The sequence below is a fragment of the Paraburkholderia sp. 22098 genome, from assembly GCF_052045935.1.
Taxonomy (GTDB): Bacteria; Pseudomonadota; Gammaproteobacteria; order Burkholderiales; family Burkholderiaceae; genus Paraburkholderia; species Paraburkholderia caledonica.
This window is the reverse complement of record NZ_JBQEPV010000016.1, coordinates 138,801-153,297: the sequence shown is the minus strand read 5'-3', so window position 1 is coordinate 153,297 and position 14,497 is coordinate 138,801. Positions and strand designations below refer to the sequence as shown.

Genomic DNA, 14,497 nt, shown 5'->3' with positions numbered 1-14,497 from the left:
TGCAACGCGGTGTAGAGCTCGTTGAAGTTAATCGACGTAGGGTTCGCACCTAGCGTCTGGAAGAGCGACGTGAACATCGGCGAGACCGGCACGCGAATCCGGTAGCCGCGCAAGTCCTCGGGCGCCTTGATCGGTTTCGTTGCGGACGTGATCTGCCGAAAGCCGTTGTCCGCTGCCTTCGACACCGACACGTACCCGCTCTTGTCGATCTGCGCGCGGATGAGCTTGCCGAGATCCCCATCGACGCCGCGCCAGACCTGGTCGTATCCGGAGAAGGCGAAGCCGAGATTGGTGATGGCCGCGAGCGGAATCACCGTCGAGAGCACCGAGCCCGATATGTTGAGCAACTCGACGGCGCCCGAGCGCGTCTGCGACAACAGGTCGGTGTCCGAGCCGAGTTGCGATGCGGGGAAGAAGCGGATCTCGAGCCTGCCGCTGCTCGCCTCGCGAATGCGATCCACGGCTTCCTTCAGCCGCGCATTGATCGGTTGATTAAGGGATTGCCCGGTAGCGAGCTTGTAGGTGAACTCGGCAGCGCGTGCAGGCCGGGTCCATATCGTTACCAGCGGAAGGGCGGCCGCAGCCTTCAACACCGCGCGTCGCGAAATGCGGCGCGGCGAGTTCGACGTGCTCATGATGCTGTCTCCATTTATATGAACTTACGTGCACGCGCGCCACTTTGTCGGTATGGCGTCGTGGCACGTTGCGGCGCTTGTCCGACTCTTGTCGAGGCGCTGCCGGCCCTGCGTGTCCAAAATATAAGAGGCTTGTTGGTGAAGGACAATTCAATTATTTTGCGCAAAGGTGTAGCCAAACTAAAGGGTGACTATGTATCTGCCATTGCGGGCCATCAGTGTTTTTCATGCTGCGGCGAGTTCGGGGAGCATCTCTCGCGCAGCTGCGGAATTGAACGTCACGCCATCGGCCGTCAGCCAGCAAATCCAGTCGCTGGAGACTCACCTGGGCACGGCGTTGATGACGAAGGTCGGACGGGGTGTGGCATTGACCGAAGCAGGCGAGCGCTACTTCGCGATGATTTCAGAGGAGATCGATCGCATCGCGGATGCGACTCAGCGTATACGCGGGTTGCGCTCCGTCACGCTCCTGACCGTACGCGCGACTCCGACGCTCTCCACCAAGTTTCTCTTGCCGCGTCTGCGCTCGTTCCTCGACGGCCATCCCGATCTGGAGGTGCGCCTGAACGGCACCAATGAAATGACCGACTTCGCGCAGGAAGCAGTCGATATCGAGATCCGTCACGGCACCGGACAATGGCCGGGCGTCTACGTCGAGGCGCTGACCGAGGAGTCGTTCCTGCCGGTATGCTCGCCGGCGTACTGCGCGCCGTCAAGTCTCGATCCCGCCGATCTTCAGCGGCATCGGCTCATCTACTCGATCAAGTCGCAGGTCCAATGGCCACACTGGTTCTCGGTAGCGCGCGCGGCGCCGCTCGATCCGGGGCAGCGCGTGCTGTTCGATCGCAGCCATATGGCGATCGATGCGGCCGTCGACGGCATGGGCATCGCGCTCGAAAGCACGCTCATGATGTGGCGCGAACTGCGCGACGGCACGTTGATCTGCCCGGTGCGCAAGCCTCCGGCGATCCGCCTGACGACGCAGTGGATCGTCTGCCCGTTCGAGCATCTGCACAAGAAGAAAGTGACCCTGTTCCTCGATTGGCTGCGCGCCGAACGTGCCGCCTGGCAATCGGCGTCCCAGCTTCCCGCCGCCCGCTGATGTTGAAGCCTGGCTAACAAATCGCCTCGGAAATGTTAATTGTTCTGTCAGAAGCTCCTGACTACACTTGCTCGCAAGTAAGGCGCACCGCTGTCATGCCTTCGATCACGCCACCCCGGCCAATCACCGCGCGCCGCGTTCGCGGCCACGATCCATAGTCTCGACAACAAAGGATTGCACATGAATCTCTCCAGTCTGCTCCAGGCACGCAACGCATCCGGACGCCCCGTTCGCGTCGGCCTGATCGGCGCCGGCAAGTTCGGCTCGATGGTGCTGTCGCAGGCCCGCCATATCGAAGGGCTGCATGTCGTAGGCGTCGCCGATCTCGACGTCGGCAAGGCGCGCGGATCGCTTGCGCGAGTCGGCTGGCCGGTCGAGCAATACGGCGCACGCACCCTCTCCGATGCCGTCAAGACCGGCGCCACGTGCGTCCTCGACGATGCCGCCGCGCTCGCCGCGTGCGATGAAATCGAATGCATCATCGAAGCGACGGGCCATCCGATTGCCGGTGTGCGTCACGCATTGGCCGCGATCGAAGGTAACAAGCACGTGGTCATGGTCAACGTCGAGGCCGACGCGATGTGCGGCCCGCTGCTCGCCGCGCGCGCTCGCGAACGCGGCCTTGTCTACAGCATGGCGTACGGTGACCAGCCCGCGATCATCTGCGAACTCGTCGACTGGGTGCGCTCGTGCGGATTCGAGCTGACCTCCGCCGGCAAGGGCATGAACTTCGAACCGCGCTATCGCTATTCGACGCCGGACACCGTGTGGAGCTTCTTCGGATGGACCGATGAGGAAGTGGCCAAGGGCGACTTCAACCCGAAGATGTACAACTCCTTCACCGACGGCACCAAGGCCGCGATCGAGATGGCGGCGGTCGCGAACGGCACGGGCCTCGATTGCCCGGACAACGGCCTCGCGTTTCCTCCCGCCGGCCTGCACGATCTGGCGCGCGTATTCCGGCCAGCGGAAGATGGCGGACGCTTGTCGCGCAGCGGTCTCGTTGACATCGCCGCCAGCCAGGAGCCGGACGGCCGCGAAGTGTTCAATAACATTCGCTACGGCGTGTTCGTCACGTTCAAGGCGCCGAACGAATACGCGCGCGCCTGCTTCAAGCAATACGGCCTGCTCGTCGATCCGACCGGCTGGTACGGCTCGATGTGGCGCCCGTTCCACATGATCGGCCTCGAAACCAGCGTGAGCGTACTGTCGGCGGTACTTCGCGGCGAAGCGACGGGGTCGTCGAAGGAATTCCGGGGCGACGCCGTGGCGACCGCCAAGCACGACCTCAAGCCGGGCGAGATGCTCGACGGCGAAGGCGGCTACGCGGTCTGGGCCAACGCAATCCCGGCGTCGAAGAGCCTGGCCATCGGCGGCCTGCCGATCGGGCTCGCGCACAACGTTAGGCTCAAGCGTCCGGTCGCCAAGGACACCATCGTGCGCTTCGAGGACGTCGAACTGGAACGCGATCTCGATGTCGTCGCGCTGCGTCGCGAGATGGAACAAAGTGCGCTCGGCAAGCCGGCGAAGGCAGCGTGAGGCGCGCACATCATGGCATCGAATGGAGAGTCCAGCATGGATAGCGGAACCGAAGCGTTCGTGGTCGTCGCGGAGTTCGAAGTGAAGGCCGATTGCGTTCGCGACTTCCTCGCGCTCGCGCGCGACGACGCCCGGCACTCGCTCGCCGACGAGCCCGGCTGCCGGCAGTTCGATATCGTCCAGCTCGACGAGACGCCGGCGCGCGTCATGTTCTACGAAGTCTACGACGACCGCGCCGCGTTCGACACGCACTTGCAGACGCCGCACCTCGATCGATTTCGTGCCGGCTTTCCAGCGCTGATCGTGGCGGAGCGCCCCGTGCGCTTCGGCCGCCGCGAGCCCGCATGATGCGCGCGAGCCTCGCAGTAGGCTTCATCGGCACGGGCATCATGGGCTTGCCGATGGCCCGGCGCATCGCTGGCGCCGGCTACCGGGTCGCGGCGTGGAACCGTACTCGCGAGAAGGCGGCGCCGCTCGCCGGGGCGGGCATCGAGGTAGTCGGGCACTCGATCGAAGCCGCGCGCAATGCGGATGTCGTGATCTGCATGCTCAGCTCCGGCCCCGCATGCGACGATATCCTGCTCGGTGACGACGGCATCATCGCGAAGATGCGCGCGGGCAGCGTGCTGATCGTGATGAGCTCGATTCCCGTCGATACCGCGCAGCGCCATGCGCAAGCCGCGACTGCGCGCGACATCGGCTATCTCGATGCGCCCGTCTCCGGCGGCGAGAAAGGCGCGCAGGATGGCACGCTCGCGATCATGGCAGGCGGTGAAGCGCCGGTCTTCGAAGGCGTGCGCGCCGTGCTGCAGACGATGGGCCGTCCGACGCGCATCGGACCGGCCGGTACGGGGCAGCTCGCGAAGCTCGTCAACCAGATGATGGTCGCGAGCACGATCGCGACGGTCGCCGAAGCGATGCTGCTTGCGGAGCGCGGCGGCGCCGATCCTGCGCAGGTTCGCGCGGCGCTGCTCGGCGGATTCGCCGACTCGGCCATCCTGCGCCAGCACGCGGCGCGCATGATCACGCGGGATTTCGCGCCGGGCGGCCCAGCCAGGTATCAAATCAAGGATACGAAGACGGCGCTCGGTTTCGCGCAAAGCGTGGGGCTGGAGTTGCCGGTACTGGGGCTCGTCGATGGCCTCTTCACCGACATGGTCGAACATGGCGACGGGGAGCTGGACCACAGCGCACTGATTCGGGAACTGCGCAGGCGCAACGGCTTGCCGGTGTCATGACACTGGACCGAACGGATGTTTGATTCAACACGCACCATGCGTCGTTCCACGCTCTCTTCCGGGAGGCCGTAAGAGATCACGGCCGGTATTGATACATACATGCCGTATCCGCGCGCTTGCGCCACGTACCACGCGCGGTTTATATCGCGCTTGTAGAACGAAGCGGCGAAGCCGAATTTGGCGAAACTTAACGTCCGCCTCGGAAACCACTCCGACATCGTCGCCCTTTGAACAGTGACCGAAGTTAAGAGCCCACACGATTCCCTGGCACCTACTTCCGACATTGGCCGTACCGCCGTGTCTACGCTTGATTGGTTGCGTTGCGGCGGCGTCAACCGACCGCTTACCCCAACGCGTGATTCGGAGCAAGCCGGAATACGCGGACAGTCGCCCTCAAACGCGCAGCCTGTTCGTCGAGCGACGCCGCCGCCGCGGTCGCCTGCTCGACCAGCGCCGCGTTCTGCTGCGTGACTTCGTCCATCTGCGAGACCGCGCGATTGACCTGCTCGATCCCGGTGCTCTGCTCGAGCGACGCGGCGGCGATCTCGGCCATAATGTCGCTCACGCGCTTGATCGACTGCACGATGTCGCGCATCCGTTCGCCGGCCGTCGCGACCTGCGCGGTGCCGCCCTCGACGCGCGCCACCGACGAGCCGATCAGCGCCTTGATGTCCTTGGCCGCTGTCGCGCTGCGTTGCGCGAGCGAGCGCACCTCGCCGGCGACCACCGCGAAGCCGCGTCCCTCTTCGCCGGCGCGCGCGGCTTCGACCGCCGCGTTCAACGCAAGGATGTTGGTCTGAAATGCGATCCCTTCAATCACGCTGATGATCTGCCCGATCTTGTGCGACTCGTCGGCGATCTCCTGCATCGTGCCGATCACCTGATCGACCGCCGCGCCGCCGCGCGCGGTCGCGTCCGACGCGAGCACCGCGAGCTCACTCGCCTGGCCAGCGTTGTCGGCGTTCTGCTTCACGGTTGCGGTCAGTTGCTCCATGCTCGCCGCGGTTTCCTGCAGCGATGCTGCCTGCTCTTCGGTGCGTTGCGACAGATCGGTATTGCCTTGCGCGATCTCGCCGCTGCCGCTAGCAATCGTTTCGCTCGCGTTCTGAATGTCGCGCACGAGATCGCGCAGCTTCACGCGCATTTCGTTCAGCGCATAGAGCATGCTTGATCGGTCGCCGGGCGCGAGCGCGATTTGCGCGGCGAGATTGCCCGAGGCGATCTGCGCGGCGAACTCGCTCGCGTCGGCCGGCTCGCCGCCAAGGGTGCGACGGATGCTGCGCGTCATGAACCACGCCATCGTGGCGACCACCGCGAAGATCACTATGCCGGTCGCGATCAGCGTGCGCGCGAGCCGCCAGAACACCGCGTTGATGTCGTCGTAAAAGAAGCCGGTGCCGATCCACCATTGCCATTGCGGAATCGCTACCACGCCTTGCAGTTTGGGGACCAGCGGCGCGTCCTGCGCTCGCTTGATCAGCACGTCGACCAATGCGATGTGCCCCTCCTGAAGGCCCTTCGCGTACGCTTGCGTGTCGGTCAGATCGCCCTCGAGCGTGCGGTTGCCGCCGGTCTTCGTGCCGATCAATGCGGCATTCGGATGGACCAGGTTGATGCTGTCGGTGCTGGTAATCCAGTAATAACTGCTGGCGTTTGCATTCAGTTGCGCGATCGCTGTCTTCGCTGCAGCCTGTGCATCGGTGCGGCTCAGCTTGCCACTCGCCTCCAGCGATTGGTAGTGCAGCGCGAGATGTTCGGCCTTATTGAGCATCTCGGTGATCTGCGCCCTTCTGCCCTCAATCAGCGCACGGTCGAGTTGAGTCAGCGCAATCGCGCCGATGCAGATGACACCGGCGAGGGCCGCACCTACCAAAGAAATGAGTTTTGTGGAGACTTTCATGTTTGTGCGCGTTGTGAGGCCATTGGCAACTGAATGGCTTGCCTTTTTATCGGCGCCACGCCGGCGAACTTGAGCGACAGTTGCGCGAAAGCTTCCGCGCCGGTCCCTTGAAAACCCGAACAGTCAGGCGGCCCGAGCCTGAGCCCGAGCCCGAGCGAGTTCATTATCGAGTCCGCGCCCGGCGTCATTACTCCGTCGATGCCGATTAACTTCGTCAGACGCTGCGCAGCCCTGTCAAAGCCACGCTAAGCCCTGGCCGGTGTTTGTTGTTCTTCAGGCAAAGCGTGGCGTTATGCCGATCGGCAATGCGCGCCGCAATTGCCAGTCCCAGACCGCTGCCTTGCTCCTTGGTCCCTGCGCTGCGATAGAAGCGGTCGCAAACCCGATCCAGTTCGTGCTCGCAAATTCCGAGACCGCTATCGACAACCGTCACGCTGACCTCAGTTCCCGTTCGGGCAAGTATCACGTCAACTTTCCCATGTTCCGGCGTGTAACGGATAGCGTTGTCAACCACGTTGTTCAGCAGGACTTCGATACCGGCGGCTTCTGCGTGGATGTCATACGGATCGTCAGTGATTGAAGGGTCGGCGAAGTCCAGGCCCAGATCGATCTTCCTGGCTTCGGCAAGAAATGAAGCGTCCGCTACGGCACGCTCCGCGAGTCCACGTAAACTGACGACTTCAAACTGATCAGCGCGGGGCGCATCTTCGCGTGCAAGAATCAGCAACTGGTGCACGAGGTGAATCATCCTGTCGAGTCGTCCCTTGATGCGCTCGAACGTGCCTGGACTAGTCAGCGAGCCATCACGCTCGGCCGCCTGGATCTGAAGCTTCAGCGCGGCCAGCGGCGAACGAAGTTCATGCGCCGCATCTGCAACGAAGGTGCGTTGTGCACGTGATGCAATGTCGAGCCGGTTCAGCAGATCATTCAGCGCATTGACGAGCGGCTCCAGTTCGACCGGGCTACGCCTGTCCAGACGCAACGGAGCAAGTGAATTCAATGAGCGCGCCGCGAGCGCGTGAGAAATTCGTTCAAGCGGTGACAGAGCCCGGCCCACGACGACGAGCACGATCAGAATAATCGCCGGAAAGAATACCCCCAATGGCCACAACGTACGCAGCGCGAGACGCAACGCGAGATCGTTGCGTACCGATACGGGTTGCGCAACCTGCACGAAACGATCGCCCTGCTGTGCACCGAATACACGCCAGTGAACCTCCTGGTGTTCGATTGTGCGAATGCCAGCGGGAAACCGGGGAAGATCGACACCGCCCAGCGACGCGTAAACCGGCGTCTCGGTGTTGCCCCAGATTTCGATGAAAAGCCGGTCTTCTGCGAGACCCTCGAAGTTGGGGCCGCGATGCTCTAACGACTTGCCGTCGGTAAGGGTGGACGGTAGAGAAAGGGCGACCGTGCGTGGTTCGTAGTCGAACAGTTCGCTCGCCTCTAATCGCGCGGTATGAAAAATGCCATAACCTGCAGTCAATACCGCGGCACCGAGCCCTGCGATCAACCACCCGAGCAGCCAGCGGCGGATCGACGTCATTCGCACCTCTTGAGCCGATAGCCGACGCCGCGCACGGTCACGATGTGCTCAGCCCCCAGCTTGCGCCGCAAATAAGACACGTGAACTTCGATCGTGTTGCTGCCGACCTCCTCGCCCCAGCCATACAGTTTCTCCTCGAGTTCGGAACGGGTGAAGACTCGCCTGGGCTCTTCGATAAGTGCCTGTAACAAGCTGAATTCCCGTGGAAGCAGTGACAGTGGCTCGTCACGCAACGTCACCTCGTGGCTGACGGGGTCGAGCGTCAGGTCACCGTGCGTGTACAGCGGGCTGGTTTGTCCAGTGCGACGGCGCAGCAGCGCGCGCACCCGCGCCGCCAGTTCATCGAGATCGAAAGGCTTGACGAGATAGTCATCAGCGCCGGCATCGAGACCCGCGATGCGGTCTTCGACTGCATCGCGCGCGGTCAGGATAAGCACCGGGGCACTTCCGCCACGCCGACGATAGCGGTTGAGAACGTCTACGCCGTCCGCCTTCGGCAGCCCAAGATCGAGCAACACGAGATCATAGACATCGTGATCGAGTGAGAGCTCGGCCTCACGACCATCGCGGGCCCAATCAATCGCATAGCCCGCGCGCCGCATGGTCTCCATGATCGGCTCGCCGATCATCTCATCGTCTTCCACTAACAACATTCGCATGGTGGTGCATCTCCTGACTCGTCCGTCACTGCCGATTGGCGAAGCTTAGCGCGGATGCGAGCGGCGCAACGGTATTCGAGAGTGCGGCGCATCGCTCAATGATGTGCGAAAAGGCCGCTCGCCGCGCCGGACGAGACGGCATTCAGCGAGGGCACCGTCCGCGATTCCGACGATCCCCGGGCTGCTTACCGTAGCCTGTATCGGCGGCCCCGGTCAGATTCGCCGACTGCTCTGTCGCCGGATAATGCACCTTCGACTGCGTGCGATGGTCTTGCGCCGCCTGAGCCCTTTGCGCGCGCACGTCCGCGCGGGTCAGCGGGCCGTTCTCGGGTTGCTGCGCAAAACTTGCAACCGGCACGGCGGCGGCGATAACGACGAGGCTGATCGACAGTAGGTTTTTCATGGTGTATTCCATTTGAGTGAGTCTGCGATGGATTGCGCACGCCGGTGTCTTTACGTGTCCGTCGTGGACTGCAACGTTAGGACATGTTGCGACGCACTGCCTCAGATTACGCACGCAACCTTAGCGGACGCTTATGCGCCTTTCTCGTTCCTCGCGAACACTGAACTCAAAGCTGTCGGGACGCTTCCGCGTCATTGAACCAGCCGACAATCAAGCCGCGAACGAAGGCGCAGGTGCGCAGATATCAAGCAGAAGAAACGTGCCGGGAAGCCCCCGTTCTAAAGCACAACACGGCGAGTTAAGGGTTTCTTAAGCGGCAATATGGAGAATAGCCCGCTCTTTCAGGCATCCAGTTACGGCTGCCGCACATATTGTTTTGGGAGCCGATTTTGAGCGTACGCAGAATCGCAGAGGTCAGTGCCTGGGCGGTGAAGGCAGCAGCACGTTGGTCTGCGGCGACACCGCCGGAAAGATTGCCGGACCGGCGACCGCCGCACACGCTCACGGCGTCTCATACTGATCTGCTGGATTTTTTAGGGGTTCTTAAGTATTTCTTAAGACTTCGTGCAAAACGCTTTAGAGAAGTCTGCGAAACGTCGAGCGCGATCTCACCGGCAACTACGTGCGCGCCAAGAATATCGATGCGATCGCGCCGAGCGACGCCGCCTTCGCTCCCACTCGCCCTCCCACGCCGGCAAGTGACTTTCCGCCATTTGTCCTCCACAGTACGCCCTATCAAGGAGCGTCATCGATGCATGCACAGTCCACCCGTTAGCATGATTTCTGCAACCGCTAATAGGCGCCTGCCCATTCCATCAATTCGGGCGCTCGCATCCGCGTTGCTGACGTTGATTCTCGAAGGAGGTAGCTTTGTTCGATTCCAACGGGATTGTAAGCACTGCGAGACGACTCAAAAAAATTATGGAATGGCCTATTCATAAGTTCATGCCGGTTGCAATCAAGGCGTGGATTACGCATCCGAACAACGCCTCGATCTCGAATACGACATGGAATGACGAGTACGACTCCGGAGCTTGGGATTATCTTTCCAGTACAAAGGAAGTCGGCCGGTACAGCGTGATCGTGGGATATTGCCTGCACTTCAAACCGGCGGCGCGCATTCTGGACGTTGGGTGCGGCACGGGCATCCTTGCGCGCTGGCTGTCGAATGCCGCAATATCCAGTTACCTGGGTATCGACCTGTCGGAAGCCGCCATCGAGAAGGCACGCCAGTCGAACATCCAAAGAGCAGAGTTCGCTGTAGCGGACGTCACCACGTTCCAGACTTCGCAACTGTTCGACGTCATCGTCTTTAACGAAGTGCTCTATTACCTTAGGAATCCGGACGACTATCTCGGGCGATTCGCACGTTACCTTGCGCCCGATGGAATACTTGTCGTCAGCATGTGGCATCACGCCGATGGCATAAACACATGGAAACGGCTGAGGGCCGGGTTTGAGGAACTTGATCGTGTCCGTATTGTGCACGTCCAGTCTGGACTGAGATGGAATGTGGCCGTGCTGATACCACGATAAATCTATCAACCGGTCCACTTGTAAATGCATAGGGCTCGCCCAGCAATCAAGCGGCCGACCGGATCTAAGCTTGCCGAATCGGTCCAAGCTACTGCGCGAGCCTTCGAAAATGCAACGATAACGGCCAGGGTTTCCACTGTTTTCAATTGCGCGCGCGTGAAAACATGGGCTCCATTTTCCACTCCTTCGGCGCCGGTCAACGCGGCAGGCATTCGACCTCGTCGGCGTCGATCCAATCTTCCTCCGAAAGTCGCCGTAACCGGCCGTCCTCCTGCAATCACGGGTATGGCAGCGCGCGCCACATGCCAGTTTGAACTACTAGCCAAGGAACGTATCTATGCCAGCGTTTTCGATCATCGTGCCGGCCTACAACGTGCAGGACTACATCGAGGAAGCGCTGCAAAGCATTGCCGGACAGTCGTTCACCGACTGGGAGGCGATTATCATAGACGACGGATCGACAGACAACACAGGCGCGATTGCGAAAAAGCTGTGTGCACGCGACCCCCGTTTCAGATATATCCGTCAGCAAAACCGCGGCCAATCTGCTGCGCGCAACTTAGGCACATCAGTCGCAGTTGGCTCCTATCTGTATTACATGGATAGCGATGACATCATCGACAACGATACCTTGAGTGTCTGCTATAAGGAATTCGAGGACCGGGAAGTTGACGTGGTCGTCTTCGAGGCAGTGGTCTTCCCGCCTGGCTCACCGGAGTACAGGCTCGAAGAACACTACTACCAGCGGCCGCTGGGCGACTCACCGATATGGTCTGGAGATTTCGTCGTCCAATCGCTGCGACAAGGGCGGTATTGCGTGTCGCCATGCTGCCTTATCGCACGACGGACTGCTATCGGCGACCTGCGCTTCATGGATGGCACCGTATATGAAGACAATTGTTTTTTTGTGTCGTTGATGCTGAATCAGAGGCTTAAAGTCGCCGTGCTGAACCAAAGGCTATACAAAAGACGGTTGCGGGCGGATTCAACGATGGTCGCAGCAAAAACACTCCACCATTACAACAGCATGTATCGAATACTTCGAGAAATGTCAGGGCTCTCGTTTGATGCACTCGAGCCACCGGAACGGGCCGTAATAAGAGAAGAAATCATCGGCAATGCGCTTGGGGATCTGCACTTTGTCAGCGCGCTCGTCGGTCCCGACATGAGGCTCCGCAAAATGAACGTTGCTGCCACGTGGCATGTCGCGACACACGTCTCGGCGCGGTTATTCACGCCCAAACGTATCCTGCTTGCGCTGGTGCCAGAACTGTATAAATTCAAGGCCGAAGGCCGGCGCTACCGCAAAGGACCATCTCCGCCGCATTGAAAATCCATGCGCATCACTTTCCCTGATCTGGCGCAGCGATATGTGAGTCGACGCTGCGAGACAAGGGTCACGACGGCATTGTCGGCGAAACCGAACGCGCTGGCAGAGTGTGACGATGAAGAACGCAAAGGCTACTGCGCCTGTCTGGGCGTGCCGCGCATGGGCAAAGACTCGGCTCCTGTCCCAGCCTCTGCCACTCGACATGGAAGGACTGTGTTTTCTCACAAGGTCCAGATGTGCTCGGCGTCAACGTGTTGCATGGTGAGAACTATCACCTCGGAATGTCGGTCAGTTTCGACTTCCAGTCGCGATCGTCGTCCGACGATGCGCGATTAAAAGGCTTGCCCGATGTGCACTACGGACCGAAGCTGCGACTCTTCGGCGATTACACGGTGTGGGCGTTCACCGGCGCGGTCGCGGCCTATCAGGACATCGCGGGAACAGGACAAGGTCTGACGGCGACGGCCGATATATTCATGTCGGCGCCGATCGGTAACTGGCTCATTTCGATGGGCCCAGGCCTCACCTGGGCCAACGCGACCTATACGAAGACCCTGTTCGGCATTACGCCGCAGGAAAGCGCGGCATCGGGATTGCCGCACTACGATACCGGTTCCGGCATGCGCGATATTCACTTCAACGTGAATGCAACCTACAAAATCAGTCCGCACTGGTCGGCGAGCGTCGAGGCCGTTGTGGGACGCCTCGAGCATTACGCCGCAGGCAGTCCAATTACCGAGCGGCGGCTCGACCTCAACGGCGTGGCGTCCGTGCTGTACCGCTTCTAGCAACGAAAATCGTTCGCGCGATTCTCGCGGCCCGAGTAAACCCAGCGCTCATACTTCACTGTGGTCAGAGAGGAAACAGCCGGCAAGCAGTCGAGCCATCATCATGGCAACGTTCGCTGTGTCCCGCAGAGCCGACCCCTGAACATCCGACCGACGGCGCACGTGAACGGCGGGTTGTGGCCGAACCCGGAAGTCCCCACCCTCCCGCAGGTGCCGCACTCACATCAACGACGCCATGCAACCGAGCCTCTGCTGGCTTCAGCGCCTTTATGTTCGGAAGCGACTCGCCGCCGACCGGAGTGTCTGCGCCTGGTCGGCAAGTGACAGTGCTGCCGCGGTAGTCTCTTCCACCAACGCCGCATTTTGCTGGGTCGTTTCATCCAGTTGTGAGACAGCGCGGTTGACCTGTTCGATGCCATCCTGTTGCTCTTTCGCGGCCGCCGCTACTTCCTGCATCACGTTGCTCACTTTTTCGATCGACTGCACGATCTCCATCATCGTGCGGCCTGCCTGATCGATGAGCCCCGATCCTTCAGTCACGCCCGTCACGGCTTCGTCGATCAATGCCTTGATTTCCTTTGCCGCGCTGGCGGAGCGCTGTGCGAGCGTACGCACTTCAGCGGCAACCACAGCAAAGCCACGACCCTGCTCGCCCGCGCGGGCCGCTTCGACGGCGGCATTCAATGCCAGGATGTTCGTCTGAAAAGCGATCCCTTCGATCGTGCCGATGATGGACGCGATCTTTGTCGACTGATCCGATATGCCGGCCATGGTTCGCACAGCGCGATCCATCACGACACCGCCCGTCTTCGCGATGCCCGATGCGTTGCTGGCATATTCGGTAGCGAATCCGACACGCTCGCTATTTTGCGCAACGGTTGCTGTCAGTTCTTCCATGCTTGCCGCCGTTTGTTCCAGCGCGGCCGCCTGCGCCTCGGTACGCCGGGACAGGTCCGAGTTACCCGATGCGATTTCGCTCGTGGCGCTCGCCATCGACTCGCTGCTCGAGAGGACGGTTGTGACCGTCGATCTCAGGCCCTCCTGCATCGCTGAAAGGCCTTGCATCAGCGCACTCATCTCGTGACGGCCTTCCACTTGAACCTTGTTCGAGAGGTCTCCGTTTGACATCGCCGAACAGACCTCCAGCGCTCGGGTCAAAGGACGGCCAATCGCGCGATGCAGGCCGATCGCGCACACTAGTGACAGAAGGATGGCGACGCAGAGTGCTCCTACCGATGCGCCGCTCACCGTGCTGAGTGTCGACTGGAAATTCTCGTAGCTCGACTCGCCGCTCGTCATCAGGTAATCGTTGAGCGCGTCGGTGCTCCTGGTGAATGCGAGCGCCAGCGGCGGCATCACGTCCATCGTGATCCGGTTAGCGGCAACCGCATCGCCCGTTTCGAGCGACTGCAGCGTGGGCTCGATCGCACCTTTGATCAACCGGTCGAATGTCAGCGAGACGGCCTCTGCCAGCTTTTGCTGCTCAGCGGATTTCGGCAGCGCGAGATAGCGTTCGTAGGCCTTCTTCGACGTCGCCAGATAGGCGCGTGCTTTTTGCAGAAGCACTTTTACGTCCGGCGATTCCGGGTGCAGGAGCGCCCGGTCCATCGAAACGCGCGCGATCGCCATGTTGTACCTGGTGTCGCCAAGCGCGACCGCTGACGATAATTGCACCGCATAGATTTCGTGGAGCGCCGACTTCCCCTCTTGCGTTCCCCACTGACCGAACGCGGCAACGACCAACATCAGGGCGACGAGCAGGCCGAAGGCGAGCGAGATCCGCGCCCTGATTGAGACTTTCGAAAACATGTGTAAATGTCC

12 protein-coding genes and 1 pseudogene are annotated in these 14,497 nt (G+C 61.1%); 7 read left to right on the top strand and 6 right to left on the bottom strand.

The features are described 5' to 3' along the window. Positions 1 to 635: TRAP transporter substrate-binding protein (locus ACTJLB_RS27445; RefSeq protein ID WP_440785182.1), on the bottom strand; the 635-nt coding region annotated here is incomplete at its 3' end. Positions 636 to 828: 193 nt separating this feature from the next. Between ACTJLB_RS27445 and ACTJLB_RS27440 the strand changes: the two genes are divergently transcribed. The 4 genes from ACTJLB_RS27440 (at position 829) to ACTJLB_RS27425 (ending at position 4,514) form a co-directional block, all read left to right on the top strand. Next, the gene (locus tag ACTJLB_RS27440) at positions 829 to 1,737 is read left to right on the top strand and encodes a LysR substrate-binding domain-containing protein (RefSeq protein ID WP_440785180.1); all 909 of its coding nucleotides are present in this window, start codon (positions 829 to 831) and stop codon (positions 1,735 to 1,737) included. A 180-nt stretch (positions 1,738 to 1,917) separates the two neighbouring features. Then, positions 1,918 to 3,276 carry an NAD(P)H-dependent oxidoreductase gene (locus ACTJLB_RS27435; protein ID WP_440785178.1) on the top strand — a complete coding sequence of 453 codons (1,359 nt, stop codon included), beginning with the start codon at positions 1,918 to 1,920 and terminating at the stop codon, positions 3,274 to 3,276. A 36-nt stretch (positions 3,277 to 3,312) separates the two neighbouring features. Next, complete coding sequence (locus ACTJLB_RS27430; RefSeq protein ID WP_408184750.1) at positions 3,313 to 3,624, top strand: putative quinol monooxygenase; 312 nt, start codon at positions 3,313 to 3,315, stop codon at positions 3,622 to 3,624. Continuing rightward, on the top strand, positions 3,621 to 4,514 hold the full coding sequence (locus ACTJLB_RS27425; RefSeq protein ID WP_440785177.1) for an NAD(P)-dependent oxidoreductase: 894 nt from the start codon (positions 3,621 to 3,623) through the stop codon (positions 4,512 to 4,514). The genes ACTJLB_RS27430 and ACTJLB_RS27425 overlap by 4 nt, the downstream gene beginning before the upstream one ends. A 343-nt stretch (positions 4,515 to 4,857) precedes the next feature. On the opposite strand, the gene ACTJLB_RS27420 is transcribed toward ACTJLB_RS27425, so the two are convergent. The 4 genes from ACTJLB_RS27420 to ACTJLB_RS27405 all read right to left on the bottom strand — a co-directional run bounded on the left by ACTJLB_RS27420 (position 4,858) and on the right by ACTJLB_RS27405 (position 9,022). Beyond that, a complete protein-coding gene (locus ACTJLB_RS27420; RefSeq protein ID WP_440785176.1) occupies positions 4,858 to 6,414 on the bottom strand; it encodes a methyl-accepting chemotaxis protein in 1,557 nt (518 codons plus the stop codon). 214 nt (positions 6,415 to 6,628) lie between these two features. Then, a complete protein-coding gene (locus tag ACTJLB_RS27415; RefSeq protein ID WP_440785175.1) occupies positions 6,629 to 7,960 on the bottom strand; it encodes an ATP-binding protein in 1,332 nt (443 codons plus the stop codon). Further along, on the bottom strand, positions 7,957 to 8,619 hold the full coding sequence (locus ACTJLB_RS27410) for a response regulator (protein ID WP_440785174.1): 663 nt from the start codon (positions 8,617 to 8,619) through the stop codon (positions 7,957 to 7,959). The genes ACTJLB_RS27415 and ACTJLB_RS27410 overlap by 4 nt, the downstream gene beginning before the upstream one ends. 142 nt (positions 8,620 to 8,761) lie before the next feature. Next, a complete protein-coding gene (locus ACTJLB_RS27405; protein ID WP_440785172.1) occupies positions 8,762 to 9,022 on the bottom strand; it encodes a DUF4148 domain-containing protein in 261 nt (86 codons plus the stop codon). An 870-nt stretch (positions 9,023 to 9,892) separates the two neighbouring features. Here ACTJLB_RS27405 and ACTJLB_RS27400 point away from each other — a divergent pair. The 3 genes and pseudogenes from ACTJLB_RS27400 to ACTJLB_RS27390 form a co-directional block, all read left to right on the top strand. Further along, complete coding sequence (locus ACTJLB_RS27400; protein ID WP_440785171.1) at positions 9,893 to 10,558, top strand: class I SAM-dependent methyltransferase; 666 nt, start codon at positions 9,893 to 9,895, stop codon at positions 10,556 to 10,558. Positions 10,559 to 10,895: 337 nt separating this feature from the next. Then, on the top strand, positions 10,896 to 11,888 hold the full coding sequence (locus tag ACTJLB_RS27395) for a glycosyltransferase family 2 protein (protein ID WP_440785170.1): 993 nt from the start codon (positions 10,896 to 10,898) through the stop codon (positions 11,886 to 11,888). 200 nt (positions 11,889 to 12,088) lie between these two features. After that, positions 12,089 to 12,676: pseudogene (locus tag ACTJLB_RS27390) on the top strand (MipA/OmpV family protein); the annotation flags it as partial. Positions 12,677 to 12,943: 267 nt separating this feature from the next. On the opposite strand, the gene ACTJLB_RS27385 reads toward ACTJLB_RS27390, so the two are convergent. Beyond that, on the bottom strand, positions 12,944 to 14,485 hold the full coding sequence (locus ACTJLB_RS27385; RefSeq protein ID WP_440785169.1) for a methyl-accepting chemotaxis protein: 1,542 nt from the start codon (positions 14,483 to 14,485) through the stop codon (positions 12,944 to 12,946). Positions 14,486 to 14,497 lie beyond the last annotated feature (12 nt).

What these genes read in the sequence shown, in the direction of transcription:
- ACTJLB_RS27440 (WP_440785180.1), top strand. Translation starts at nt 829, where the DNA reads ATGTATCTGCCATTGCGGGCCATCAGTGTTTTTCATGCTGCGGCGAGT.
- ACTJLB_RS27435 (WP_440785178.1), top strand. Translation starts at nt 1,918, where the DNA reads ATGAATCTCTCCAGTCTGCTCCAGGCACGCAACGCATCCGGACGCCCC.
- ACTJLB_RS27430 (WP_408184750.1), top strand. Translation starts at nt 3,313, where the DNA reads ATGGATAGCGGAACCGAAGCGTTCGTGGTCGTCGCGGAGTTCGAAGTG.
- ACTJLB_RS27425 (WP_440785177.1), top strand. Translation starts at nt 3,621, where the DNA reads ATGATGCGCGCGAGCCTCGCAGTAGGCTTCATCGGCACGGGCATCATG.
- ACTJLB_RS27420 (WP_440785176.1), bottom strand. Translation starts at nt 6,414, where the DNA reads ATGAAAGTCTCCACAAAACTCATTTCTTTGGTAGGTGCGGCCCTCGCC.
- ACTJLB_RS27415 (WP_440785175.1), bottom strand. Translation starts at nt 7,960, where the DNA reads ATGACGTCGATCCGCCGCTGGCTGCTCGGGTGGTTGATCGCAGGGCTC.
- ACTJLB_RS27410 (WP_440785174.1), bottom strand. Translation starts at nt 8,619, where the DNA reads ATGCGAATGTTGTTAGTGGAAGACGATGAGATGATCGGCGAGCCGATC.
- ACTJLB_RS27405 (WP_440785172.1), bottom strand. Translation starts at nt 9,022, where the DNA reads ATGAAAAACCTACTGTCGATCAGCCTCGTCGTTATCGCCGCCGCCGTG.
- ACTJLB_RS27395 (WP_440785170.1), top strand. Translation starts at nt 10,896, where the DNA reads ATGCCAGCGTTTTCGATCATCGTGCCGGCCTACAACGTGCAGGACTAC.
- ACTJLB_RS27385 (WP_440785169.1), bottom strand. Translation starts at nt 14,485, where the DNA reads ATGTTTTCGAAAGTCTCAATCAGGGCGCGGATCTCGCTCGCCTTCGGC.